The organism is Micromonospora desertarenae, from assembly GCF_056150265.1.
Genome location: NZ_JAXCFQ010000020.1, coordinates 1 through 22,966, shown reverse-complemented (window position 1 = coordinate 22,966; position 22,966 = coordinate 1). Strand labels below are relative to the sequence as shown.

Below are 22,966 nucleotides of genomic sequence, written 5' to 3'. Positions count from 1 at the left end.
CGCCGCCAACCTCATGATCGACCTCGAGACCCCCTGGGTCAGTGGGTGGGGTGGAGGGTGGTTAGGCGTTGGGTGGCGCGGGTGAGGGCGACGTAGAGGTCGCTGCGGCCGCGGGGGGACTCGGCCACGATGCGGTCGGGGTCGACCACCACGACCGAGTCGAACTCCAGGCCCTTGGCCTGGGCGACGGTGAGCACCACGACCCGGCTCTCCAGCTCCGGGTGCTCGCCGACGGCCGCCTCGGGCAGCGCGCCGGTGACCGCGGCCCCGAGTTCGGCCACCCGGCCGGCCGGCACGATCACGCCGAGCCGGCCGTCGGCCAGCCCGGCCGCCTCCCCGGTCACCACGTCGACCAGCTCGGCCGCCAGCCGCGCCGCCGGCACCGAGCGCTCCCGGGGCGGGAACCCGCTCTCGCGCACCGAGCGGGGTGGGCGCAGCGCCGGGTCGATCCCGGCCAGCACCTCGGCGGCGACCGCCATGATCTCGGCGGGGGTGCGGTAGCTGACCGTCAACTCCTCCAGCCGCCAGCGCTGCGCCACGTACGGCTCCAGCGCGTCCGCCCAGGACGGCGTGCCGGCCAGCGCGCCGGTCTGCGCCACGTCCCCGACGATGGTCATCGACCGGCTCGGGCAGCGGCGCATCAGCAGCCGCCACGCCATCGGCGACAACTCCTGCGCCTCGTCCACGATCACGTGGCCGAACGCCCAGCTCCGGTCGGCCGCGGCGCGCTGCGCGGTGGTCAGCCGGTCGACCTCCTCCTGCCGCTCCAGCAGCCGGTCGGCGTCGAGCAGGTCGGTCACGCCGAGGATCTCACCGCCCTCGGCCTCGTCCTCCACGTCGATCGACCGGGAACCCCGGGCGATCTCCAGCACGCCTTCGGCGTACTCGCGTTGCAGCGCCCGGATCCGCTCCCGGCGGGCCGTCGCGGCCCGGTCGTCCTCGCCGAGCAGCTCGGCCGCCTCGTCCAGCAGCGGCACGTCCGCCGGGGTCCAGCCGCCGGGCTCCCGGTGCAGCAGCGCCCGCTCGGCCGCGGTGAGCATCGGCGCGGCGGTGGCGATCCGCTCGGGCGAGGCGTACAGGTCGGCGAGCAGGCGCTGCGGGGTGAGCACCGGCCAGAGCTCGTCGAGCACGGCCCGTACCTCCGGCTCCTCGCGCAGCTCGCGCCGGATCTCGGCGACGTCGGCCTCGTCGAGCAGGTTCTCCCCGCCCAGCGGGTCCGCGCCGATCCGGTCGGCGACCTGCGCGGCGAGCGCGTGCACGATCTCGATGTCGAACAGCGCGCGGGCGAGGTTGTGCGGCCGGCCGGAGCGGCGGGCCCGGTCCCGGGCGGCGCGGACGGTGTCCGGGTCGAGCCGGAGGACCTCCTGCTGCGGAAGCTCGATCTCCAGCGGTTCGTCGGGCACCCACTGCCGGTCCCGTACCGCCTCGGCGAGCACCTCGGTCATCACCAGCCGCCCCTTCAGCGCGGCCGCCTCGGCGCTCTCGGTGCGCCGGGCGCTCACCCCGGGGAAGAGGTCGCCCTGGGTACGCAGCAGCACACCGGTCTCGGCCAGCGCCGGCAGCACCTGGGAGATGTAGCGCAGGAACGTCGCGTTCGGGCCGACCAGCAGCACGCCGCGGGTGGCGAGCTCCCGGCGGTGGGTGTAGAGCAGGTACGCGGCCCGGTGCAGCGCGACGGCCGTCTTGCCGGTGCCCGGCCCGCCCTGGACCACCAGCACGCCCGGCAGGTCGGCCCGGATGACCCGGTCCTGCTCGGCCTGGATGGTCTCCACGATGTCGCGCATCCGCCCGGTCCGGCCGGCGTTGAGCGCGGCGAGCAGCGACGCCTCCCCGGTCAGCTCCTCGTGGGCGGTGGGGGAGGCGGTGGCCAGGTCGAGCACCTCGTCGTTGAGCGCGGTCACCTTGCGCTCCCGGGTCCGCAGGTGCCGGCGCCGGCGCACGCCCTGCGGGTTGGCGGCGGTGGCGAGGTAGAAGGCACGGGCCGCCGGCGCCCGCCAGTCGATCAGCAGCGGGTCGTAGTCGCCGCTGGTGTCGAAGATGCCGATCCGGCCGATGTAGTGTCGGCCGCCGTCGTCGGTGTCCAGCCGGCCGAAGCAGAGGCCGCTCTCCACCGCGGAGAACTGCTCGACCTGTTCGGCGTACATCCCGACCGCGCTGTCGCGCTGGGAACGGGCCTGCAACGTGCCGCCGGTGTTGCGCAGTTCCTCGGCCAGCCGCCGGGAGGCCTGCTCACGCAGCCCGTCCAGCCGGCGGTAGAGCATCGAGACGTACTCCTGCTCGCGACCGATCTCGTCGTCGGGCTGCAATTCACCGGAATCGCCGGAGTGCCTTGACAAGCCGTCTCCCAATTGGTTAGTATCTTTCCCGGAACGGCTATTCGGCCGTTCTTTTTTGTTGCCTGAACTGAGAAAGATACCGCGCGCCGATCCGCCGGACCAAGCGCCGCGGGCCGGCGTCACCCGCCGGCCCGCACCCCCGAAACGCGCCGGCCGGGAGGGTGCGCGCCCGCACACCTCCCGACCGCCACCGAAGGTCAGCCCTTCGCCACCTCGCAGAGCCGCTCCGGGGTGACCGCGCCGGCGAGCAGCCGGCCGTCGTCGGTGAGCAGCGCGCTGAACAGCTTCCCGGTCAGCAACCGCCCGCTGCCCCAGTCGCCGCTGACCTTCGGCAGCGCGTCCAGCACGCCGGCGACCTCGGCCGGCGGGGCCTGCGCCGGCTCACCGGCGCCGCCGGTGGCCGGGCCGTCGAGCCGCGCGACCACCACCGTCGTCCAGCCCTCGCCGACCGTACGCACCTGGGGCCGGTCGCCCGCGGGCCGCTCGGCCCGGTGCGCGCCCGCCGGCCGGTCCACCGACTCCTCGGTGATCGTCACGCCGGGCGGCGGGTTGAACGCGAACTGATCGGCGGCGGGCCGGGCGTAGTCCACCTGGGTGAAGGCCATCTCGAAGGCCGGCTGGTCGCTGCCGTCGGCGAAGACCTCGAAGCGCAGCGGCACGTGCTCCTCGGCGTCGATGGCGATCCGCACCTGGTGCACCAGCGACGCGGCGTCGCGTGGCGCGAGCACCAGCTCGTACGCGTGCCGGCCGGCCACCGTGGCGGAGCGGCCGACGCTCACCTCGGTGCTCGGGTCGATCGCGGCGAGGGCCTGGTCGGCCGCCTGCTGCGGGGTCGCCGGCAGGTCCGGCGCGGCCGGCTCGCCGCTCTCGGTGGGCAGCGTGCGGTGGGTGGCGGTGTTGGTCCGGCTGTCCCAGGTCCAGACGTCCCGGCCGTTGCGGATGACATCCTTCTCGCCGAGGGTGTCCAGCAGCGCGATCCGCTGCCGGTCCGGGCCGGAGTGCCAGACCCGCAGCGTGTGCGTGCCGGTCAGCAGGCTGCCCAGCTCGCCGCCGGCCAGCCCGGCGAGCGGCGGCAGGCCCAGGTCGGCGCGCTGCACGACCGTGCCGGAGAGCCCCTCCAGCCGCGAGGTCTGCAGGTCGACCAGGAGTTCGGCGGCGGTGCGCGGCGGCAGGCTCGGCTCGGCCTGGGCGGCGAACGTGCCGAGCGCGGCACCGCCGCCGATGACGGTGGCGGCGGCGGTCACCGGGACCAGCCAGCGCAGGACGGGACGGCTCTTCAGGACGGACATGTGTGGCACCTCCTGGTCACATCCTGCCCAATCGAGGCTGAGAGGGCGCTGAGGACGCCGCCGCGGCCCCTCGTCCGGGGGTGGCACCCTTGACCCGTGCGGTTGCTGGTGGTGGAGGACGAGTCGCGGCTGGCGGCGGCCCTGCAACGGGGCCTGCAGGCCGAGGGCTTCGCGGTGGACGTGGCGGCGACCGGCCCGGCCGGGCTGGACGCGGCCCGGCACGGCGGCTACGACGCCATGATCCTCGACGTCATGCTGCCCGGCCTCTCCGGTTACGAGGTGGTCCGCCGGCTGCGCGCCGAGGAGCACTGGCTGCCGGTGCTCATGCTCTCGGCCAAGGACGGCGAGTACGACCAGGCCGACGGGCTGGACTGCGGCGCCGACGACTACCTCACCAAGCCCTTCTCGTACGTGGTGCTGCTGGCCCGGCTGCGGGCGCTGCTGCGCCGGGGCGCGCCGGAACGCCCGACGGTGCTCGCGGTCGGCGACCTCACCCTCGACCCGGCCCGGCGCCGGGTGACCCGGGCCGACGCCGAGGTGGACCTGACCGCCCGGGAGTTCGCGCTGCTGAACTACCTGATGCGCCGCCCCGGCGAGGTGGTCTCCAAGACCGAACTGCTCGACCACGTCTGGGACGCCGGGATGGACACCGCGCCGAACGTGGTCGAGGTCTACGTCGGCTACCTGCGGCGCAAGATCGGCCGGGAGCGGCTGGAGACCGTCCGCGGGGCGGGTTACCGGCTGGCGACGTGAGCGGACGGTGGGGGCGGCTGCGGGCCGCGTTCGGGCTGCGCGGCCGGCTCATGGTGCTCGGGGTGCTCGGCCTCTCCGTGGGGCTGGCGGTCGGCGGGCTGGTCCTGCTCGGGGTGCTCCGCTTCGTGCTGCAACGCAGCGTGGACGCCGAGGCGTTCCGCACCGCCGACGCGGTCGCGCTGCTCGCCGCGGAGGACGCGCTGCCCGACCCGCTGCCGGTGGCCGCGGGCCAGACCAGGGTGCAGGTGGTCGACGCCGAAGGGCGGGTGCGGGCCGCCTCGATCGACGCCGACCGGCTGGTGCCGATGCTGCGGCCGGAGCAGATCGACCGGGACGCCCGGCAGCGGGTGACGGTGTCGGGGGAGCGGGTGGGGCTGCCCGGACCGGTCCGGGTGGTGGCCGTGCCGGCCGGCACCGGGGCCGACCCGCGGACTGTGCTGGTCGCCCGGTCGATGGCCGACGTGCGGCACAGCACGCACGTGGTGGGCACCATCCTGCTGGTCGCCTTCCCGCTGCTGGTGGGCGTGCTCGCGGTGGTGGCCTGGCGGGTGGTCGGGGCGACGCTGCGGCCGGTGGAGGAGCTGCGCCGCGGGGCCGAGGAGATCACCGGACGCGACGGCGGCGGCCGGCTGCCGGTGCCCGCGTCCCGGGACGAGATCCACCGGCTGGCGGTCACCCTCAACGGCATGCTCGGCCGGCTGGAGTCGGCCCGGAACCGGCAGCGGGCCTTCGTCGCGGACGCGGCGCACGAGCTGCGCAGCCCGCTGACCAACATCCGCACCGAGCTGGAGGTGGCGCAGCGACTGGCCGGGCGGACCGACTGGACGGCGGTGTCGGCGAACCTGCTCGCTGACACCGAGCGGCTCAGCCGGCTCGTCGACGACCTGCTGCTGCTGGCCCGGCTGGACGAGGCGCCGCCGACCCGGGCCACCGGCCCGGTGGAGCTGGGCGGGCTGCTGGCCGCCGTGGCCACCCGGTACCCGTTGCCGCCGGTACGGGTGCTCGCGCCGGCCGCGCCGGCCTGGACGGTGGGCGACGCCGACGAACTGCACCGGATCCTGGCCAACCTGGTGGACAACGCGGTCCGGCACGCCCGCGGCGAGGTGGTGCTGACCGCCGTGCCGGCGCCGAGCGCCGATTGGCCCGGCCCGGCCGCCCCGGCGTCGCGCGGTGCCGGGCCGGGCGGGTACCACCTGGTGACGGTGACCGACGACGGGCCGGGCATCCCGGTCGCGGACCGGGCGCGGGTCTTCGACCGGTTCACCCGGCTCGACGACGCGCGGGCCCGGGACGCCGGCGGCACCGGGCTGGGGCTGGCCATCGTCCGGGAACTGGTCCGCCGGGCGGGCGGCACTGTCGAGCTGGCCGACGCCGAGCCCGGTCCCGGGCTGTGCGTGCGGCTGCGGCTGCCGGCCCTTCCCGACGAGCCGGCCTGAGCCGGCCCGGATCGGTCCGCCGGCACTGCCGAACTCTCGACGCCGAACCGGGGCCGGTGGGCGCGGCGGAAGGCTTCGACGGCGGGGCCGGCCCGGATCGGCCCGGCCCGCCACCGACTCGCGGCCGCGCCCGCCGGGTGTCAGCGGCGGCGGGTGCAGACCTGCTCCGCGCGGGCGACGGTGTCGGCGGACCAGACCACGGCGACCGTGAAGCAGTAGTCAGTGCTGCGGTTCAGGCCGTAGACGACGAAGCTGCTGGTGCCGGCGGGCAGGTCGGCGAAGGCGGTCTGGGCCTGGCCCGCCCGGCCACCGGAGATCACCACCGGCCCCTCGCCACCGGCCGGGTAGGTCCAGCTCAGCGCCACGTTGTCCCGGTTGTCCCGCAGGGTCACCGCGCCGGGCGGGGTGCCGGGTGGGGCGGCCGCGACGCCGGTCGGCGAGGGGGCGGCCGGTGCGGCGGCGCTCGGCGCGGCGGAGGTGGCCGGCCCGCCGCTGGCGGCCGGTTCCGCGTCGCCGTCCATCCGGGACACCCCGGCGATGACCGCCGCGGTGCCGAGCAGCACCACGGCCACGCCCGCCACGACGAGCAGCAGCAGCCGGTTGGTGGGCCGGCCCGGCGGCCGGTCCACCGGCACGGGCAGCAGCGGCGACGGCGGGTACGGCGGTTCGTCGTGCCGGGGCACCCGGCGCACCCCGTCCGCCTCGTCGACCGGTCCGTCGGCCAGGGTGACCACCGACGGGGGCACCGCGCTGCCCGGCCCGTCGTCCGGGCCCTGCTCCGGGGGCCACCAGCCCTGCTCCGGCGCGGTGGTCGGGCCGTCCACCGGCTGCCGGGGCGTCGGCACCGGGGGATCGGCGGCGTCGGCCGGCCCGGTCTCCCCGCCCTCCGGCCAGCCGAACGGGTGGTAGCCGCCCGAGGGGTGGTAGCCCTCCGGCGGGTGCTCGCCGGTCGAGGGGTGCCACCCCTCGGACGGGTGCCAGTCCTCCGACCGGTGCCAGTCCTCCGGCGGGTGCTCCGCGGACCGGGGCCGGTCCTCCGGCGCCGGCCCGTCGCCGGGGGGCGGGGTGCGCGCCGCCGGCACGACCGGGCCGTCCCGGCTCACCGGGGCGGTCTCGGCGCAGACGTGGTCCGGGTTCGCCGCGGCCCGGGCCAGCGTGGCCACCTGCGCGGTCAGCGGGTCGTCCGCGGGCAGGTGCTGCCGGCACAGCTCCCGGGCCAGCGCCAGGTTGTCGTGCGCCTCGGCGAACTGCCCGCAGTCGCGCTGCATCGCGCCCAGCCGGGCGAGCATCTTGATGCCGCTGGGATGGCCGTCGCCGTAGACCTCGCGGTGCAGCTCCCAGGCGTCCTGGAGCCGGTCCCGGGCCACCTGGCACTGGCCGCGCGCGTACTCCACGGTGGCCAGGTCGGCGTGCGCGGCGAGCACCCGCAGCGACTCCGGTCCGTCCAGGGCGGTCAGCTCGATGATGACCTCCTGGTAGAGCCGGGCGGCGCGGGACCAGCTGCCGACCCGGTGCAGCACCGCCGCCAGGGTGGCCGCGGCGGCGACCGTGCGCTGGTCGGAGCGGCCATGCAGCCGGGTGGTGGCCGCGTACGCGAAGGCGGCCCAGCCGCGGGCGGAGTGTGGTTCGCCGAGGGCGACCAGCACCCGGGCCTGGAGGCTGGCCGCCTCGGCTAGCTCGGGGGTGGCGTTGGCCGGTCGCGGGTCGGCCTCGGTCAGCGCGTCGGCGAGCAGCCGCTGGGCGCCGGCGAGGTCGCCGGCGGACACCAGGTGGTGCGCCTGGTCAGTCAGTTCACCGAAGCCGGAGGGCACGCCCCATCGTGCTCAACCGACGACGGTAAGTACAAGTCCCGCGCCAAAGCGGTTCGGTCAGGAAGCGGTCAGGTGGTCGGCCAGCGTCTCGCTGATCCGGCGCAGCTGGTCGACCTGGGCCGGGGTCAGCGCGTCGAACAGGTGCCGGCGCACCCCCTCGACGTGCCCGGGCGCGGCGGCGGCGAGGGTGGCGTACCCCGCCTCGGTGAGCAGCGCGATCTGCCCGCGCCGGTCGGTCGGGCACTCCTCGCGGCGCACCCACCCGGCCGCCTCCATCCGGGACACCGCGTGCGAGAGCCGGCTGCGCGAGGCGCCGCTCGCCTCGGCCAGCTCGCTCATCCGCAGCCGGCGCCCCGGCGCCTCGGAGAGCCGGACCAGGATCTCGTAGTACGCGTGCGGCATCCCGGCGTCGCGTTGCAGCTCGCGGTCGAGCGTCTCCATCAGCGCCCGGGAGGCGGTCAGGAACGCCCGCCAGGTGCGCTGCTCGTCCGGGTCCAGCCAGCGGGTCATGGCGCCCATCATAGCCCAGTTAGTTGAAGGCTCAACTAAATCGCGCTAGCGTCGGGGGCATGGGAATCCACCGCCTGAACCACGCCGTCCTCTACGTCAGTGACCTCGCCCGCAGCGTCGCCTTCTACCGGGACGTGCTGGGCTTCCGCCCGGTGGCGATGACCCCGGACGGCTTCCGGGGCGCCACCTTCCTCCAGGCGCCCGACTCCACCAACGACCACGACCTCGGCCTGTTCGAGATCGGCGCCGGCGCCGGCCGCTCCGCCGCCGGCCGGGGCACCGTCGGCCTCTACCACCTGGCCTGGGAGGTGGACACGCTGGACGAACTGGCCGCCACCGCCCAGCGGCTGGCCGCCGCCGGCGCCCTGGTCGGCACCTCCGACCACGGCACCACCAAGAGCCTCTACGGCCAGGACCCGGACGGCCTGGAGTTCGAGATCGTCTGGCTGGTACCGGCCGACCGGCTCGACGACGCCGCGCTGGCCGCGCGGAAGCGGATCGGCCGGCTCGACCTGGACGCCGAGCGGCGGCGCTACGGCGGCCAGACCCGCGGCGGGGTGGGCATCTCCATCCCCGCCTGAGCCGGCGATGTCACGGCTGCCCCCCGCCCGGGCCCGCGGCGGGTGTCCGCCGCGGGCCCGGGCGGGGCCGGGCCGCCCGCCGGCCGCTCCGGTGCGGTAGAACGGCAGCATGCCGACCGACGCCGTACTCCGCGAGCTGCTCGTCCGACACCTGGAGCACTGGTTGCCGGGGGCGCTGCACCGTGCCCGCCGGGCCACCGTGGCCTGCGCGTACGCGGAGGGCGACGCGGGCGGGGCCGAGGCCGCGCTGCGGGTGGTCGCCGAGTACGCCGACCGGCTGCGCGGCCGCCGGCTGACCGTCCTGGTGCTGGCCGAGGGGAGCGAGGACCTGCCGGCCCGGCTCGGCCCCATCGAGGCGGAGCTGCCCGCCGAGGTGGCCGTGCACGTGGTGCCCGGCCGACCCGCCCGGCTGCCGGTCGCGCTGAAGGCGGCCGGGGCGGCCGGCGCCCCCGCGCTGTCGTTCGTGGACGACCCCGCTCCGCCGGACCCGGCCGTGCTCGCCGCCGCGGCCTCCGGCCGCCCGGCCGAGCTGCTGCTGCTGACCGCCGTCGACGTGCCGACCCGGGCCGCGCTGGGGGCCGCCGGGTTCCCGCTGGTGACCGAGGTCGACCTGGTGCCCGCCGACGGCTCACCGGCGCGGCGGCTGGCCTTCGCCACCGGGTCGGACAGGAGCCTGGAGGCGTTCAAGGAGGCGCTCTGGGCGGTCGACGAGTACGCCGGGGTCCGCTACCGCGACCCGGCGGACCCGGCCGGGCGGCTGCTGGACATCGCACTGGACCCCGAGCCCGGGCCGCTGCGCCGGGAACTGCTGGCCGAACTGCACCGCGCCGGCCCGCGTACGGTCACCGAGCTGCGCCGGCACGCGCTCACCTCGACCGTCTACCGCTCCGCCGACGCCGTCCGGGCGCTGACCGGGCTGCTGCACTCCGGGGCGGTGCGCCGCGACCCGGAACACGGCCGGCTCGGCGGCGACGTCGTCGTCACCGCCGTCGAGCCACCGGCCTGACGCCTGTGCACCCCGCGCCCTGACCCCCCGAGTCGCGGGCCGGACGCCGCGGAAGGGGCGCCGGCCCCGGCCGCGGCCCGTCGTCCGAGCGGTCACGGGCCCGGACACCGAGCGGGGTGCCGGTGAGCCACCGACACCCCGCGCGACGTCCGGGACGTCAGGTCCGGGACTTGTCCTGCTTCCACGAGAGCGGGCCGGGCAGGTCGACGCGGTGCGCCCGAGCCCGGGAGTTCCAGGACCAGCGACCGATCTTGATGCTCCAGGACGAGAAACCGTTCTCGGTGAAGTTCAGGATGATCGGCCCGTACTTCTTGCGCTTGCGGAACATCAGACCCATCGCGGGGCTCCCTTCGTCACCATTCCCTGCCGTGTCCAAACCGAACATTGCCCGGGAGCGCGATTCGCGAAACCCGATCCAGCCGGAGGCGGTGGCGGCCAGCAATTCCTATCCACCAGATAGGTGTTGCGGATGGATAAACGCTGGTAGCGACGGGTTGTAACAAAGGCAGCGACGCGAGTCTCATCTTTCGGAAGGGCGTTGACCGGGTCGTCCGGGCGCCGGCAGCATGTGGTCATGTCGCAGCGGGACGAGCTTCTCCTCACCGCTCGCGTGCACGTCGACCTGGTCCGGCACGCGAGCGCGCTCTGTTGAGCTGACCGGCGCCTTCGCCTCGGTCCACCTCGCCGCCCTCTCACCGCACCCCCGCTCATCGCCGAGCGGTGTGCCGTCGCGCCCTCCTCCGGGCCCCTCCCACCGACTGTGGACAGATCAGGAGACCTCATGTCCCCACCCCGTCGTGCCCGCACCCGTACCCTCGCCGCCACCGCCGCGCTGGTCGTCCTCGCTGCCACCGGATGCGGTGGGCGGGCCACCGCCGGCGGCGAGCAGGTGACCGAACTGCGCTACCAGGGTTCGGTCGGGCAGGTCACCCTGCCCGAACTCGCCGAGGACCTCGGCTACCTCGGCGACGTCCGACTCGACTGGATCGGCAACGTCACCGGCGGCCCGCAGGACGTCCAGGCCACCGCCACCGGGCAGAGCGACTTCGGCGGCGCGTTCAACGGCGCCATCGTCAAGCTCGCCTCGGCCGGCGCGCCGATCACCGCTGTGGTCAGCTACTACGGCTCCGACGCGCAGAGCTTCCAGGGCTACTACGTGCTCGACGACAGCCCGATCCGCGGCCCGCGCGACCTGATCGGCCGCAAGGTCGCGATGAACACCCTGGGCGCGCACGCCGAGGCGGTGCTCAAGACCTGGCTGGCCGGCGGCGGGCTCAGCCCGGCCGAGATCCGGCAGGTCGAACTGGTCGCGCTGCCGCCGGTCAACATCGAACAGTCGCTGCGCCAGCGGCAGATCGACGTCGCCGTGCTCGGCGGGGTGATCCGCGACAAGGCCGTCGCGAACGGCGGCATCCGCACCGTCTTCACCGACTACGAGCTGCTCGGCGCGTTCAGCGCCGGCGCGTACGTGTTCCGCGACGACTTCATCAGGCGCAACCCGGAGACGGTGAAGACCTTCGTCACCGGCGTCGGCAAGGCCATCGAGTGGGCCCGCACCCAGCCCCGGGAGACGGTGGTGGCCCGGTTCGAGGCGATCATCGCCAAGCGCGGCCGCAACGAGGACCCCTCGCTGGTGCGGTACTGGAAGAGCAGCGGGGTGGCCGGCCGGGGCGGCGTGATCACCGACCAGGAGTTCGCCACCTGGATCGACTGGCTGGCCGCCGAGGGCGAACTCAAGGGCGACAAACCCGCGCCCGGCGAGGTCTACACCAACCGGTACAACCCGTTCGCCGACGGGGGTGGCGCGTGACCACCGACAAGATCTACTTCGACCGGGTGACGAAGACCTTCCCGGCCGGTGCCGCCCGCCGGGCCACCGGCGGCGCGGTCACCGCCGTGGACCGGCTGACCCTGGGCGTACGCGCCGGCGAGTTCCTGGTCGTCGTGGGCCCCAGCGGCTGCGGCAAGTCCACCCTGCTCGACCTGCTCGGCGGCCTGTCGAAGCCGACCGCCGGGCAGATCCTGGTCGACGGCCGCCCGGTCACCGGACCGGGCCTGGACCGCGGCATCGTCTTCCAGCAGTACGCGCTGCTGCCGTGGCGCACCGCCGCCGGCAACGTCGCGTTCGGGCTGGAGGCCAAGGGCGTGCCCCGGGCCGACCGGGCCGAACTGGTCGCGCGCCACCTCGACCTGGTCGGGTTGCGCGGCTTCGCCGAGCGCTACCCGCACGAGCTGTCCGGCGGCATGAAGCAGCGGGTGGCCATCGCCCGCAGCCTCGCCTACGACCCGGACATCCTGCTCATGGACGAGCCGTTCGCCGCGCTCGACGCGCAGACCCGCGACTCGTTGCAGGACGAGCTGGTACGCATCTGGGAACGCACCGGCAAGACGATCGTCTTCATCACGCACGGCATCGACGAGGCCGTCCACCTCGGCCAGCGGGTCGCGGTGATGACCTCCCGCCCGGGGCGGGTCAAGCAGGTCATCGAGATCGACCTCGGCGACCGGTCAGCGGTGGCGGACGTCCGCTCCAGCGACGCCTTCCGGCACCACCGGCACCAGATCTGGTCCCTGCTGCGGGACGAGGTGCGCGCGGCCCAGGCGGCCGAACGGCCGTCGACCACCCGTACCGAGGAAGCCCCCGCCGGGCGCGGGACGTCCGCACCGGTCCGCGCCGAGGAGGCCCGCGTTGGTTGACATCGCCGAACGACCCACCCGACTGGCGGCCGCCGCCGCACCTCCGGCGCCGGTCGACGCGCCCGCACCGGCCAGCCGGCTGCTCGGCCTCGGCGGTCGCGCGCTGCACCGTACCGCCGCGCTGCTCGCGCTGGCCGCCGTCTGGGAGACCGCGCCCCGCGCCGGCCTGGTCGACCGGGTCTTCCTGCCGCCGCTGTCGGAGGTGCTCGGGGCCTGGGGGCAGCTGCTGCGCAGCGGCCAGCTCGCCGACCACGTCGGGGCCAGCCTGACCCGGTCACTGACCGGGCTCGGTCTGGCGGTGCTCACCGCCATCCCGCTGGGGCTGCTGATCGGCTGGTACCGGCCACTGGCGGAGCTGCTCAGCCCGCTGCTGGAGGTGTTCCGCAACACCGCCGCGCTGGCCCTGCTGCCGGTCTTCGTGCTGATCCTCGGCCTGGGCGAGACGTCGAAGATCGCCCTGGTGCTCTACGCCTGCTCCTGGCCGATCCTGCTGAACACCGTCGCCGGCGTGAAGGGGGTCGACCCCCTGCTGGTCCGCTCCGCCCGCTCGATGGGGCTGGACCACCTGCGGCTGTTCCAGAAGGTGATCCTGCCCGGCGCGGTGCCGACCATCTTCACCGGCGTCCGGCTGGCCGGGGCGTACTCGATCCTGGTGCTGGTCGCCGCCGAGATGGTGGGCGCCAAGGCCGGGCTCGGCTACCTCATCAACTACGCGCAGTACAACTTCGCGATCCCCGACATGTACGCCGGGATCATCACCATCTCCGCCATCGGTCTCGTCGTCAACCAGCTCCTCGTCGCCGTCGAGCGCCGCTTCTCCACCTGGCGCGTCGACGTCACCGCCTGAGAGGAACCGCCATGTCCCGCACCCTGCACCTGAACGCGTTCCTGATGGGCGTCGGCCACCACGAGGCCGCCTGGCGCCATCCCCGCACCGACCCCCGACGGATCGCCGACGTCCGGCACTTCCAGGAACTGGCCCGGATCGCCGAACGCGGCACCCTCGACTCCGTCTTCCTCGCCGACGGGCTGGCCGTCGGGCCCGCCGTGCGGCACAACATCCAGGCCGTCTTCGAACCGCTCACCCTGCTCGCCGCGCTGGCCACCGCCACCGAGCACATCGGCCTGATCGCCACCGCCTCCACCACCTACAACGAGCCGTACAACCTGGCCCGCAAGTTCGCCTCGCTGGACCACCTCAGCGGCGGGCGGGCCGGCTGGAACATCGTCACCTCCGCCCAGCCGCGGGAGGCGTGGAACTTCAACCTCGACGAGCACCCGGCCCATGCCGACCGCTACCGGCGGGCCGCCGAGTTCGTCGACGTGGCGATCAAGCTCTGGGACAGCTGGGAGGACGACGCCCTGGTCCTGGACCCCGCCGCCGGGATCTTCGCCGACACCGACCGGGTGCACGAGGTGGCCCACGCCGGCGAGACGTTCACGGTCCGGGGGCCGTTGAACACGCCCCGCCCGCCGCAGGGCCGGCCGCTGCTGGTCCAGGCCGGCTCCTCCGCCGACGGCATCGCCTTCGCCGCCCGGTACGCCGAGGCGGTCTTCACCGCCCAGCAGACCCTCGCCGACGGGCAGGCGTTCTACGCCGAGCTGAAGCGGGCCACCGCCGCCGCCGGCCGCGACCCCGACCTGGTCACCGTGCTGCCCGGCATCGCCCCGGTGATCGGCGGTACGGAGGCCGAGGCGCACGCCCTGGCCGCCGAACTGGAGGCGCTGATCGTCCCCGAGCACGCCCTCGCCCAGCTGTCCGGCATGACCGGCATCGACCTCAGCGGGTACCCGCTGGACGGCCCGCTGCCCGACCTGCCCGAGGCGCACACCGTGCAGGCGCACCAGAGCCGCTACCAGCTCGTCGTCGAGCTGGCCCGGCGGGAACGGCTCACCCTGCGGCAGCTGATCGGCCGCCTCGGCGGGGGCCGGGGCCACCGGGTGGTGGCCGGCACCCCGGAGCAGATCGCCGACCAGATCGAGCTGTGGTTCACCCAGGGCGCCGCGGACGGCTTCAACGTCATGCCGCCGCTGCTGCCCAGCGGCCTGACCGACTTCGTCGACCAGGTGGTGCCGCTGCTGCGCGCCCGCGGCCTCTTCCGCCACGAGTACACCGGACGCACGCTGCGCGAGCACTACGGGCTGCCCCGCCCGGCCAGCTCGTACGCCCCGTCCGCCCTGGTGCCGGCGTGACCACCGTGGAGCAGCGCCCCCGGGCGGCGGGCGCCGAGCTGCTGCCGGCGGACCGGGACCTGTTCCGGGCCCTGCTGCGCCGGCAGGCCGCCACGGTCACCGTGGTCACCGCCGTGGCCCGGCAGACCGAGGCGGCGTGCCTCGGCGGGTTGGCGGCGCCGCTGCGCGCCGGGTTCACCGCGACCTCGTTCACCTCGGTGTCGCTGGACCCGCCGCTGGTCTCGTTCTGCCTGGGCCTGGCGTCGTCCAGCTGGCCGGTGCTGGCGCGCGCCGACCACGTCGCCGTGCACCTGCTCGGCGCCGGGCAGCGGGAGGCGGCCCGGGTCTTCGCCACCAGCGGGATCGACCGGTTCGCCGCGTACCCGCGGTGGACGGCCGGGCCGTTCGGGGTGCCGCTGCTGGACGGGGTGCTGGCCCGGCTGCTCTGCCAGGTGGTGGAGCGGGTGCCCGCCGGCGACCACGCCGTGGTGATCGCCGAACCGATCGCCCTGGACGGTGGGGAGGACGGCGGACCGTTGGTCTACCACCGTGGCGGCTACACCACCGCCGGGTCGGTGGTGCCGGCGTGACCCTCGCGTCGGCGCCGCCCGGTGACCTGCTCGCCCTGGACCGGGCCGCCCAGGACCTGCTCTTCCGGGCGGCCCGGACGGCGAACACGTTCACCGCCGAGCCGGTCACCGAGGCGCAGGTCGCCGCCATCCACGACCTGGTGCGGTACGGCCCGACCGCGCTCAACGGCCAGCCGCTGCGGATTCTGCTGCTCCGCTCACCGGCGGCCCGGACCCGATTGCTGCCGTACCTGTCCGGCGGCAACCGGGCCAAGACGGCAGCCGCACCGCTGGTCGCGGTGCTCGCCGCCGACGTCGACTTCCACCAGCGGCTGCCCGAGCTGTTCCCGCACCGCCCGCGGGCCGGCGACTGGCTCGGCGACCGGGCCGAGCGCGCCGCCCAGGCCCGGTTCAACGCCACCCTCCAGATCGGCTACCTGGTGGTCGGCGTCCGGGCGGCGGGGCTGGCGGCCGGTCCGATGTCCGGCTTCGACGCCGCCGGCGTACGGCGGGAGTTCTTTCCGGACGGCCGGCACGAGGTGCTGTTGCTGATGAACATCGGCCACCCGGGGCCGGACGCGTGGCACGACCGGCTGCCCCGCCTCGACGCCGGGGAGGTGATCAGCACGATCTGAGCCCCGCCGGCCGGGCCGGTCCGGGGCGCCGGCGGGATCAGGCCCGGTCGACGGCGAGGACCCGGGTGACGCTGCCGTCGTCCTCGACGATGTCCCGCTCGTGGGCGAAGCCGAGCTTGCCCAGCAGCGCCAGGGAGGCGCGGTTGGCGTCGGCGACCGTCGCGTACACCCGGGGCAGGTCGAGGGTGTCGAAGCCGTACCGGACCAGGGCCCGGGCCAGCTCGGTGCCGAGGCCGCCGCCCCACGCCGGCTTGGCCAGCGCGTAGATGATCTCGTGGCCGGCCACCTGGTCGGTCCGCTTGATCTCGGCGTGCCCGACGTACCGGCCGTCGCGGCGCACCGCCCAGACGTCGAACAGGTCGGCCGCGTAGACCTTGGTGAAGACCCGGCCGAAGAGCGCGCCGGCCTCCTCGGCGGTGAGCGGGCCGTCGCCCATGAACCGCCCGACCTCCGGGTCGGTGAAGAGGGTGACGAAGTCCTCGGCGTCGCCCGGCCGGTAGGGCTCCAGCAGCAGCCGGTCGGTGTGCAGGGTGGGGGTGGGCATCAGCGCGGCTCCCAGGCGTCGGGCAGGGCGGTCAACCTACGCACGTGCGCGGGGAGCCGGCCACTGATTATCTCGGCTAGGCTGACCTCGTCGACCACCCGGCGCACCGCCGCGCGCACCGCGACCCAGAGCCCCGGCAGGTGCTCGGCGGCGCCGTCGTAGCGGGTCTGCTCCGGTCGTACGCCGCGCACCCCGGCCAGCGGTCCGTCCACCGCGCGCAGCACCGCGCCGACCGTCACCTCGCGCGGCGGCCGGGCCAGGGTGTAGCCGCCCTCGGCACCGCGCTGCGCCTGGACGATCCCGGCCCGCCGCAGGTCGGCCAGGACCGCCTCGAGGAACTTGCGCGGCATGTCCTGCTCGGCGGCGACGGTCTGGGTGGAGAGCAGCCGGGGGTACGCGGCGGCGAGGCTCAACGCCGCCCGGACCGCGTAGTCGCCGCGCGCCGAGATCTGCACCGGGCCATCATGCCGGGCCGGCGCCGGTGAGCGGGTCGGCGGGCCGGCGGGGACGGACGACCGGCCCCGCGACGGGCTGCTCGCGGGCGGCCCGGAACGCGCCCGGGCTCACCCCGACCTCGCGGGTGAAGAACCGGCCGAAGTTGGTCGGCTCGGAGAAGCCGAGGCGGCGACCGATCCGGGCGATCGGCTCGTCGGTGGCCGCCAGCAGCCGGCAGGCCTGGAGGGCGACCCGCTCGTCGACCACCTGCTTGGCGCTGCGCCCGGTGACCGCGAGACAGGCCCGGGTGAGGGTCCGGACCGAGCAGCCCAGCCGGTCGGCGTAGTCCTCGACCCGGCGGGTGTGCTGGTAGCCGCGCTCGATCTCCCGGCAGAGCCGGTGGAAGGTCGCAGTCTCGGCGCGCGGCGCCGGCCGGTCGGCCGGCAGCAGCGCCAGCCGGATCAGCAGCACGGCGAGTTGGTGCCGGAGCAGGGCGCCGGCGGCCGGCGTGCCGCGGTGCCGCTGGCAGTCCACCGAGAGTTGGCTGACCTCGGTGATCACCGCGTCCTCGTCCTCGCCGGCCAGTTGCAGCCAGGTCGGCGCCGCGTCCGGGTCGACGTCCAGCCCGCGCAGCGCGTCGGCCGGCCAGCGCACCACCGTGGCGTCGAGGTGCGCCCCGGCGCAGCGCAGCACCTGCCCGGCGCGCACCCGCAGCAGCGTGCCGGGCCGGCAGGGCAGTGCGCGAAAGTCCACTTCGGCGGTGCCGTGTCCGCCTGTGGTCAGCACGAGCAGTTCCCGCTCCAGCAGCAGCGGACGGCGCCAGCCGGGGCCCGGAGCGAGCTCACCCAGGGTGAGGGTGTCGATCTCGGCGGGGCAGGGCGCACCGGTGGGGTACGACGCCGGAGAGAGCTGACCGGAAGAGACCATCGCCTGCGACGGTAGCCCGCGGCGCCGGCCGGCGCACCTCGACAGCCTCGCCGTGGCCCGGCCCGTCGGGTGCCCGACACACCCCGTCCCGGCGGACAGCGCCCCACGGGCCCGTTCGCGCAGAACGGCACTCCTGCGGAGAAAGCGGGCGGTCGCGGCGGCGGGTGGGGGTTGTCCGGGACCTGGGGGAGAGTTAGGTTACCGAGCGGTAGCGGCGACGGGCGATGGGATGGGCATGACGGATCTGTTCTCGGTCGACGGCAAGACGGTCCTGGTCACCGGCGGCTCCCGGGGGATCGGCCTGATGATCGCCCAGGGCTTCGTCAGGGCCGGCGCGCGGGTGATCATCTCGTCCCGCAAGGCCGACGTCTGCGAGCGGGTGGCCAAGGAGTTGTCGGCCGAGGGACGCTGCGAGGCGATCCCGGCCGACCTGGGCCACGACGCCTGCGCCGAGGGCCTCGCGGCGGCCGTCCGGGAGCGGGTCGACCGGCTCGACGTGCTGGTCAACAACGCCGGTGCGACCTGGGGCGCGCCGCTGGAGGCGTACCCGGAGAGCGCGTTCGACAAGCTCTGGGCGGTCAACGTGAAGGCCGTCTTCCGGCTCACCACCGCGCTGCTGCCCGCGCTGCGGGCGGCGGCCAGCGCCGACGACCCGGCCCGGGTGATCAACATCGGCTCGATCGACGGCATCCGGGTGCCCTGGATGGAGGTGTACGCGTACTCGGCCACCAAGGCGGCCGTGCACATGCTCACCCGCAGCCTGGCCCACCAGCTCGCCGGCGAGCAGATCACCGTGAACGCGATCGCGCCGGGGCCGTTCGAGAGCAAGATGATGGCGTTCGCGCTGGACGACCCGGAGTCCCGGGCCGCCATCGAGTCGCAGGTGCCGCTGGGCCGCATCGGCCGGCCCGAGGACATGGCGGGCACCGCCATCTACCTGTCGTCGCGGGCCGGGGCGTACCTGACCGGCGCGGTGATCCCGGTCGACGGGGGCATCACCACCCACGGCTGAGCCCGGCGCGCGGCGGGAGGCTGCCCGCGTACCACCGGGTGAGCCGGAGCCGCGCGGACTCGGCAGGTCCGCGCGGCCCCGACTGACCGATTGTTCCGGTTTTAGCGACCGGCGAGCAGCCGGTTCACCGCGGTGTCGACGTCCAGGTGCTCGGCCTCCCGGCCGCGCGGGACGACGACGTAGGTCCGCCGCAGGAAGCGCACCAGGACGCTGCGCGGCACCTCGAAGAGGGCGTTGCCGTCGGGCGACGACAGCGCCAGCGCGACGAAGTCCCCGCGCGGGGTGGCCCAGGGCCAGACCCGCACGTCGCCGATGCCGGCCGGCTCGTCGAGACCGGTGACCAGCAGTTCGCGGGCGAAGGACCAGCTCACCGCCTCGCCGCCGGCCGATTCGGCGTGGAACAGGACATGGACCGCATACGGGTCAGCAGGGTCGTAGCGCAGGCTGGCACGCACCGGCAAGGCGGTGGCGTCAGGCGCGACGAGCCTTAGCGACGTCTCGACCTCTACGGTCGTCGGTCGGATGACACTCATGGACGTTCTCCCCCCGGCACCGCTGCGGAACGCGCGTGTCCCGCTTTTCCCATACTCAGGTGCTACTCCTGGCTACGCTCCGCCATACGCTGACTTCACCCAGTGGTGGGAAGGGGGTCGGAAGAGCCGCCAGAATGTGAAAATTCATGTAGCATTTCCGGTTCTGCCCAGTGCGTGATCCCGCCCGGCATCGGGTGGTTCAGTCGTCGACTTACTCCGGTAACGTCCAGTCGTCGGAAGGGGTGACGGTTCCGCGCGACACTGGGGGTGGAAATGGGCACGAAACGATCCTCAGTGGATCCGATGGCCGCGTCGCGGCCGCCGAACGTCGCGGCCCGAGCAGCCGAAAAGCGGGGGTACGGGGTGCCGATGGAACAGCACGACCGGCACGGCCAGCCGGAGGCCGGGCGCGGGGCGCCCGGGCGCGCCGGCGGCACCGCCGTGGCCGACCGGCGGCCCCGGCCGCGCTGGCGGCAGCGGGTCAGCATGACGCTGGACCTGATCCGCGCCAACCCGACCGGCCGGGTCGCCCTCAAGATCTTCATCGCCATCGCCGGCGCCCTCGTGGTGACCATCGGCGTCGCCCTCATCCCGCTGCCCGGGCCGGGCTGGCTGCTGGTGATCGCCGGGCTGGGCATCTGGGCGGTGGAGTTCCACTGGGCCCGCCGGCTGCTCGGCTTCACCCGCCGGCACGTGCACGGCTGGACGCAGTGGGTGAAGGGAAGATCACTCGGCGTACGGTTCGTGCTGGGGTCCGTCGGGCTGCTCTTCGTGGCCACGGTGGTCTGGCTGTCGCTCAAGTACAGCCTCGGCATCGACGTGGTCGCCCGGGCGCTGCACTACCTCGCGACGCACTGACCCCCGGATTCGCAGGGACGGCAGCCGATCAGGTACAGTCATCCGCGCTGAGGGCGATTAGCTCAGCGGGAGAGCGCTTCGTTCACACCGAAGAGGTCACTGGTTCGATCCCAGTATCGCCCACCGTAAATATTTGCAGGTAGCGAGCCCGTCGCCGGAACCACCGGTAACGGGCTTTCGCGTTGCTGCCCCTTAACTTGGGAGCAGATTGGGAGCACAGCGCCCGGGTTCTGGCGTCCGACTGCCCAGGCCTCCCGGCAACTGCACCCGGTGCCCGGTTTGGACCCGGCCCGCCGACTGATCGAGAGCTCGATGTACCGCCATCGACACCGAGTGACGAGAGGACGTCGCGGCTATGGCCAACCGGCCTGACCGATAGCCGTCGCTGCGAACGGTGCGTCATGAGATTCAGATGAACGCGACGCTAATCAACCGACAGCGGTGCGAGCTGTTCACCGCTTCCGGGTTCGAGGTCGGGATCAGCATCGACGGACCGGGCGCGGGCAGCTGCCAGGCGGCGCGTTCGCGCACCCAAAGCACAGCCGCTTCGGGCGAGCTGGTCCGGGCAGCTCGACCGGCCCGAGCGCCTGCGCTACCAGGAGGTGGAGCCGGTAGTGGTGGCGGAAATTTGACGTCGACGCCGCGTACGAGCACCACCGCAAGCGGCACCCGGTCCGGCACTTGCGCCCACGGCTGGACCTGTCCGTCTACGACGTGCCGCTGCTGCTCGACCACGGCGGCCGCCGAGCGGTCGTCGCAGCTCAGGCGCCGCCGCTTGTGGGCGTCAGCTCTAGACCCGAGTGCGGTCCAGTTCGTCGCGTCGGTAGTAGGTCGGCGACTTCGGGCAAAGCTGCAGGCGAGAACCAGCGGTTGACCGGCAGGTCCTGGCGGCTTCTCGCCGCAGCACAGGAGCAGGTTCTTTACCTCGGGCGCGTCGCCCTGAGCGATGACTGTTCCGTATCGGCGCTCGCAGGCCCGTTCACCCGTCCGGTCACGGCGTGGGGCGCTGCCGTTCTCGGCCAGCTCCACGGTCCCGCCCGCTCGGCGACGACGTCCTTGTGGGCGTCGGCCGTGATCCAGGTGACGCGGTCGCGGTACCGGTACGGTAGCCAGGACCCGTGCAGGATGCCCTCCAGCAGGTGGTCCAGGTGAGGGCGCGGACCGCACGGGAATGCGGGGGTGCTCGGGGTGGCCGGCATGGCGGTGGCGTCACAGCGGGTCGTGGCGGCCTTCTGGCGGCTGTAGCTGCGGGGGTTGAACGTCGGGTAGAGGTGCAAGCGGCCGCATGGTACGGCCTTGCGGGTGACCGGGCAGCGGCTCGTTCCGGTCCAGAGGTCCGCCCACCCGCACCCTCTGCGTCTCGAACATGATGGCGCCCGCGCCGATCTCTAGCCGGGGCTCAGTCAGGTAGAGGCGATGGTCGCTGAGAGCGGGCACTGACAGGTGCGGCACCGGGCGCAGGAAAGTGATGTCGTCGGCGCCGCGGTCGGTGGTCCACACCACGCGGTCGCCAGCCTTGTGGAGCGCCCGCTGTCGGGCCCGGATGGTCCGCGGGGTCTCCTTGGAGTGCTGGATCTCGCCAGCCACGGTCAGCACTGGGCCGACGGCCACGACGTCCGGACGGCGGCGGGCGCGTGGACGCCACACCTCGACCTCTACGGTGCCGCCGACGGACATCCACGTGCGGGCCTTGCGCTCCTTGAGCGCCTTGTGCGTATCGCTCTCCGGCTGGTGTTCCGGGTGCGGCGAGCGCCCGTCCTCGTGCCGGAACGTCGGGCCGTACCACCCCTCCACGAAGGTCAGCCAGACCGGGGCCCGGGGGAGTCCTTTCTGGGCTTGATGACGCATGCAGAGCAGGCAGAGAAGCTTTCACCGCCATGCCGTGGGGACGATCATTGACCAAGCGGTCACGCAGGTCAGGCTCGTCGGGATGCCCCCAGTCGGGCAGCCGTGGCTGCAACTCGACCTTGGCGGGCACGTAGAACACCCCGTCGTTGTAGGTGACCGGGTCGAGCTGTTGCCAGACAGTTTGGGTCACTGGTCCCCCAGGGCTGCGGTTCTGGTGCTCAGCCATCCGAATCGGCAAACTTCCATGCGCCGTCTTCCGAGGGTATCGGCCAGAGCCCTGAGCGTCGAAGATCACGAAGGCGGACGACAGTGGCAGGTCGAGCACTCGATCCAACCTACGGCAGTAGCTGGCCCTGGTTTGAGTACTCAGGGTGGGCCGCCCGCAGACGCTACCGCGCCTTGCGCGGCTAAACGGATGGTTGACACCATCGGGGCGATGAGCTGTCTCCGTCGCGTTCGCCAAGATCGCGCAGGTCGACGAGGAGTTGTACAGCGGTGTCGTACTCGCGGGGTTTCTTCGTGGCGATGAGTACGGCGACCCGCTGCCATGCGACGGGTTGGTCAACTGCGAGAGTGTCGAGGTGCCGTTGCCGGGCGGCTGCTGCGGACCGATCCCGGCGAATCCGGGCGCGTTCACGCTGCTCGGCGTCCCGTCGTTCTCGCTGGGCGCGCAGGTCCGCGGCGGCGGCGGATAGTTGCCCGGCGGTGCGGGCGGCAGCCGGGGTGGGCTTTTCGGTGGGGTGTGCGTCGCGGTAGCGGCGCAGCAGTTGGCTGCGTAGGTGGGGCTGGCGCGTCTGCTCATTACCTCAGACGCTCCGTCGCGAGGACGGCGTCAGGCACTTGCCCATGCTGATGTCGTCGACGTAGGTGCCGTCGATCAGGAACTCGTTGACGTGTCGGCCTTCGACGGTGTAGCCGTGCTGTTCGTAGAGCCGTATGGCGCCGGTGTTGGTGGCCAGGACGCGCAGTCCGACTTTCTTCGCGCCTTGTGAGCCGGCACGGCGTTCGGCGGCT

25 protein-coding genes and 1 tRNA gene are annotated in these 22,966 nt (G+C 74.1%); 14 read left to right on the top strand and 12 right to left on the bottom strand.

The genetic code is table 11. The annotated features are described in order from the left end of the window. Positions 1 to 38 precede the first annotated feature (38 nt). Both SM577_RS29465 and SM577_RS29460 read right to left on the bottom strand, forming a co-directional pair. Positions 39 to 2,261: a HelD family protein gene (locus SM577_RS29465; protein ID WP_474588548.1), complete on the bottom strand. Its 2,223-nt coding sequence runs from the start codon at positions 2,259 to 2,261 to the stop codon at positions 39 to 41. A 272-nt stretch (positions 2,262 to 2,533) separates the two neighbouring features. After that, the gene (locus SM577_RS29460) at positions 2,534 to 3,625 is read right to left on the bottom strand and encodes a LolA family protein (RefSeq protein ID WP_474588511.1); all 1,092 of its coding nucleotides are present in this window, start codon (positions 3,623 to 3,625) and stop codon (positions 2,534 to 2,536) included. A 96-nt stretch (positions 3,626 to 3,721) separates the two neighbouring features. Between SM577_RS29460 and SM577_RS29455 the strand changes: the two genes are divergently transcribed. Both SM577_RS29455 and SM577_RS29450 read left to right on the top strand, forming a co-directional pair. Next, complete coding sequence (locus SM577_RS29455) at positions 3,722 to 4,378, top strand: response regulator transcription factor (protein WP_474588510.1); 657 nt, start codon at positions 3,722 to 3,724, stop codon at positions 4,376 to 4,378. 50 nt (positions 4,379 to 4,428) lie between these two features. Further along, entirely contained in the window at positions 4,429 to 5,814 is a 1,386-nt protein-coding gene (locus SM577_RS29450) for a sensor histidine kinase (protein ID WP_474588547.1), read from the top strand. A 140-nt stretch (positions 5,815 to 5,954) separates the two neighbouring features. Here SM577_RS29450 and SM577_RS29445 read toward each other — a convergent pair whose 3' ends face one another. After that, positions 5,955 to 7,625 carry a fibronectin type III domain-containing protein gene (locus tag SM577_RS29445; protein ID WP_474588509.1) on the bottom strand — a complete coding sequence of 557 codons (1,671 nt, stop codon included), beginning with the start codon at positions 7,623 to 7,625 and terminating at the stop codon, positions 5,955 to 5,957. Between the two features lie 57 nt (positions 7,626 to 7,682). Next, positions 7,683 to 8,144: a MarR family winged helix-turn-helix transcriptional regulator gene (locus SM577_RS29440; protein ID WP_474588508.1), complete on the bottom strand. Its 462-nt coding sequence runs from the start codon at positions 8,142 to 8,144 to the stop codon at positions 7,683 to 7,685. 50 nt (positions 8,145 to 8,194) lie between these two features. On the opposite strand from SM577_RS29440, the gene SM577_RS29435 reads away from it, so the two are divergent. Both SM577_RS29435 and SM577_RS29430 read left to right on the top strand, forming a co-directional pair. Beyond that, entirely contained in the window at positions 8,195 to 8,716 is a 522-nt protein-coding gene (locus SM577_RS29435) for a VOC family protein (RefSeq protein WP_474581608.1), read from the top strand. A 109-nt stretch (positions 8,717 to 8,825) separates the two neighbouring features. Then, complete coding sequence (locus SM577_RS29430) at positions 8,826 to 9,722, top strand: hypothetical protein (protein WP_474588507.1); 897 nt, start codon at positions 8,826 to 8,828, stop codon at positions 9,720 to 9,722. 157 nt (positions 9,723 to 9,879) lie between these two features. Here SM577_RS29430 and SM577_RS29425 read toward each other — a convergent pair whose 3' ends face one another. Further along, positions 9,880 to 10,059 (bottom strand): DUF4236 domain-containing protein, encoded by a 180-nt coding sequence (locus SM577_RS29425; protein WP_155333237.1) that lies wholly within the window; start codon positions 10,057 to 10,059, stop codon positions 9,880 to 9,882. Between the two features lie 237 nt (positions 10,060 to 10,296). Here SM577_RS29425 and SM577_RS29420 point away from each other — a divergent pair, with 237 nt between their 5' ends. The 7 genes from SM577_RS29420 to SM577_RS29390 all read left to right on the top strand — a co-directional run bounded on the left by SM577_RS29420 (position 10,297) and on the right by SM577_RS29390 (position 15,795). Continuing rightward, positions 10,297 to 10,374: a putative leader peptide gene (locus SM577_RS29420; RefSeq protein ID WP_349881247.1), complete on the top strand. Its 78-nt coding sequence runs from the start codon at positions 10,297 to 10,299 to the stop codon at positions 10,372 to 10,374. A gap of 129 nt (positions 10,375 to 10,503) precedes the next feature. Then, positions 10,504 to 11,532: an ABC transporter substrate-binding protein gene (locus SM577_RS29415; RefSeq protein WP_302917429.1), complete on the top strand. Its 1,029-nt coding sequence runs from the start codon at positions 10,504 to 10,506 to the stop codon at positions 11,530 to 11,532. Next, positions 11,529 to 12,419, top strand: a complete 891-nt coding sequence (locus SM577_RS29410) for an ABC transporter ATP-binding protein (protein WP_302917428.1) — start codon at positions 11,529 to 11,531, stop codon at positions 12,417 to 12,419. Before SM577_RS29415 ends, SM577_RS29410 begins: the two co-directional genes overlap by 4 nt. Next, positions 12,412 to 13,266: an ABC transporter permease gene (locus SM577_RS29405; protein WP_302917427.1), complete on the top strand. Its 855-nt coding sequence runs from the start codon at positions 12,412 to 12,414 to the stop codon at positions 13,264 to 13,266. Before SM577_RS29410 ends, SM577_RS29405 begins: the two co-directional genes overlap by 8 nt. An 11-nt stretch (positions 13,267 to 13,277) precedes the next feature. Continuing rightward, positions 13,278 to 14,612 carry an LLM class flavin-dependent oxidoreductase gene (locus tag SM577_RS29400; RefSeq protein ID WP_302917426.1) on the top strand — a complete coding sequence of 445 codons (1,335 nt, stop codon included), beginning with the start codon at positions 13,278 to 13,280 and terminating at the stop codon, positions 14,610 to 14,612. After that, positions 14,609 to 15,181 (top strand): flavin reductase family protein, encoded by a 573-nt coding sequence (locus SM577_RS29395; RefSeq protein WP_302917425.1) that lies wholly within the window; start codon positions 14,609 to 14,611, stop codon positions 15,179 to 15,181. The genes SM577_RS29400 and SM577_RS29395 overlap by 4 nt, the downstream gene beginning before the upstream one ends. Next, a complete protein-coding gene (locus tag SM577_RS29390; RefSeq protein ID WP_474588506.1) occupies positions 15,178 to 15,795 on the top strand; it encodes a malonic semialdehyde reductase in 618 nt (205 codons plus the stop codon). The genes SM577_RS29395 and SM577_RS29390 overlap by 4 nt, the downstream gene beginning before the upstream one ends. A gap of 37 nt (positions 15,796 to 15,832) precedes the next feature. Here SM577_RS29390 and SM577_RS29385 read toward each other — a convergent pair whose 3' ends face one another. Genes SM577_RS29385 through SM577_RS29375 form a run of 3 tightly spaced genes read right to left on the bottom strand, consistent with a single transcriptional unit; the run spans position 15,833 to position 17,701 of the window. Beyond that, positions 15,833 to 16,339 carry a GNAT family N-acetyltransferase gene (locus SM577_RS29385; RefSeq protein WP_302917423.1) on the bottom strand — a complete coding sequence of 169 codons (507 nt, stop codon included), beginning with the start codon at positions 16,337 to 16,339 and terminating at the stop codon, positions 15,833 to 15,835. Then, on the bottom strand, positions 16,339 to 16,794 hold the full coding sequence (locus tag SM577_RS29380) for an RrF2 family transcriptional regulator (protein ID WP_302917422.1): 456 nt from the start codon (positions 16,792 to 16,794) through the stop codon (positions 16,339 to 16,341). The genes SM577_RS29385 and SM577_RS29380 overlap by 1 nt, the downstream gene beginning before the upstream one ends. Before the next feature lie 7 nt (positions 16,795 to 16,801). Next, positions 16,802 to 17,701: a helix-turn-helix domain-containing protein gene (locus SM577_RS29375; RefSeq protein ID WP_302917421.1), complete on the bottom strand. Its 900-nt coding sequence runs from the start codon at positions 17,699 to 17,701 to the stop codon at positions 16,802 to 16,804. A gap of 235 nt (positions 17,702 to 17,936) precedes the next feature. On the opposite strand from SM577_RS29375, the gene SM577_RS29370 reads away from it, so the two are divergent. Beyond that, positions 17,937 to 18,713 carry a glucose 1-dehydrogenase gene (locus SM577_RS29370; protein ID WP_474588505.1) on the top strand — a complete coding sequence of 259 codons (777 nt, stop codon included), beginning with the start codon at positions 17,937 to 17,939 and terminating at the stop codon, positions 18,711 to 18,713. 101 nt (positions 18,714 to 18,814) lie between these two features. Here SM577_RS29370 and SM577_RS29365 read toward each other — a convergent pair whose 3' ends face one another. Then, on the bottom strand, positions 18,815 to 19,246 hold the full coding sequence (locus tag SM577_RS29365; RefSeq protein WP_007457244.1) for an SsgA family sporulation/cell division regulator: 432 nt from the start codon (positions 19,244 to 19,246) through the stop codon (positions 18,815 to 18,817). Between the two features lie 273 nt (positions 19,247 to 19,519). On the opposite strand from SM577_RS29365, the gene SM577_RS29360 reads away from it, so the two are divergent. Then, entirely contained in the window at positions 19,520 to 20,104 is a 585-nt protein-coding gene (locus SM577_RS29360; protein WP_474588504.1) for a PGPGW domain-containing protein, read from the top strand. Positions 20,105 to 20,155: 51 nt separating this feature from the next. Beyond that, a tRNA-Val gene (locus SM577_RS29355) sits at positions 20,156 to 20,227 on the top strand. Between the two features lie 285 nt (positions 20,228 to 20,512). Here SM577_RS29355 and SM577_RS29350 read toward each other — a convergent pair. From SM577_RS29350 to SM577_RS29340, 3 genes are all read right to left on the bottom strand, one after another. Next, positions 20,513 to 21,133: a hypothetical protein gene (locus SM577_RS29350; RefSeq protein WP_474588552.1), complete on the bottom strand. Its 621-nt coding sequence runs from the start codon at positions 21,131 to 21,133 to the stop codon at positions 20,513 to 20,515. Between the two features lie 180 nt (positions 21,134 to 21,313). Continuing rightward, entirely contained in the window at positions 21,314 to 21,952 is a 639-nt protein-coding gene (locus SM577_RS29345; protein WP_474588503.1) for a competence protein CoiA family protein, read from the bottom strand. A gap of 806 nt (positions 21,953 to 22,758) precedes the next feature. Continuing rightward, positions 22,759 to 22,966, bottom strand: a 208-nt coding sequence (locus SM577_RS29340; protein WP_474588502.1) for an N-acetyltransferase family protein, incomplete at its 5' end; no start/stop codon positions are given.

What these genes read in the sequence shown, in the direction of transcription:
- SM577_RS29465 (WP_474588548.1), bottom strand. Translation starts at nt 2,261, where the DNA reads ATGCTCTACCGCCGGCTGGACGGGCTGCGTGAGCAGGCCTCCCGGCGG.
- SM577_RS29460 (WP_474588511.1), bottom strand. Translation starts at nt 3,625, where the DNA reads ATGTCCGTCCTGAAGAGCCGTCCCGTCCTGCGCTGGCTGGTCCCGGTG.
- SM577_RS29450 (WP_474588547.1), top strand. Translation starts at nt 4,429, where the DNA reads ATGGTGCTCGGGGTGCTCGGCCTCTCCGTGGGGCTGGCGGTCGGCGGG.
- SM577_RS29440 (WP_474588508.1), bottom strand. Translation starts at nt 8,144, where the DNA reads ATGGGCGCCATGACCCGCTGGCTGGACCCGGACGAGCAGCGCACCTGG.
- SM577_RS29435 (WP_474581608.1), top strand. Translation starts at nt 8,195, where the DNA reads ATGGGAATCCACCGCCTGAACCACGCCGTCCTCTACGTCAGTGACCTC.
- SM577_RS29430 (WP_474588507.1), top strand. Translation starts at nt 8,826, where the DNA reads ATGCCGACCGACGCCGTACTCCGCGAGCTGCTCGTCCGACACCTGGAG.
- SM577_RS29425 (WP_155333237.1), bottom strand. Translation starts at nt 10,059, where the DNA reads ATGGGTCTGATGTTCCGCAAGCGCAAGAAGTACGGGCCGATCATCCTG.
- SM577_RS29420 (WP_349881247.1), top strand. Translation starts at nt 10,297, where the DNA reads ATGTCGCAGCGGGACGAGCTTCTCCTCACCGCTCGCGTGCACGTCGAC.
- SM577_RS29415 (WP_302917429.1), top strand. Translation starts at nt 10,504, where the DNA reads ATGTCCCCACCCCGTCGTGCCCGCACCCGTACCCTCGCCGCCACCGCC.
- SM577_RS29400 (WP_302917426.1), top strand. Translation starts at nt 13,278, where the DNA reads ATGTCCCGCACCCTGCACCTGAACGCGTTCCTGATGGGCGTCGGCCAC.
- SM577_RS29385 (WP_302917423.1), bottom strand. Translation starts at nt 16,339, where the DNA reads ATGCCCACCCCCACCCTGCACACCGACCGGCTGCTGCTGGAGCCCTAC.
- SM577_RS29375 (WP_302917421.1), bottom strand. Translation starts at nt 17,701, where the DNA reads ATGGTCTCTTCCGGTCAGCTCTCTCCGGCGTCGTACCCCACCGGTGCG.
- SM577_RS29370 (WP_474588505.1), top strand. Translation starts at nt 17,937, where the DNA reads ATGACGGATCTGTTCTCGGTCGACGGCAAGACGGTCCTGGTCACCGGC.
- SM577_RS29365 (WP_007457244.1), bottom strand. Translation starts at nt 19,246, where the DNA reads ATGAGTGTCATCCGACCGACGACCGTAGAGGTCGAGACGTCGCTAAGG.
- SM577_RS29360 (WP_474588504.1), top strand. Translation starts at nt 19,520, where the DNA reads ATGGGCACGAAACGATCCTCAGTGGATCCGATGGCCGCGTCGCGGCCG.
- SM577_RS29345 (WP_474588503.1), bottom strand. Translation starts at nt 21,952, where the DNA reads ATGCGTCATCAAGCCCAGAAAGGACTCCCCCGGGCCCCGGTCTGGCTG.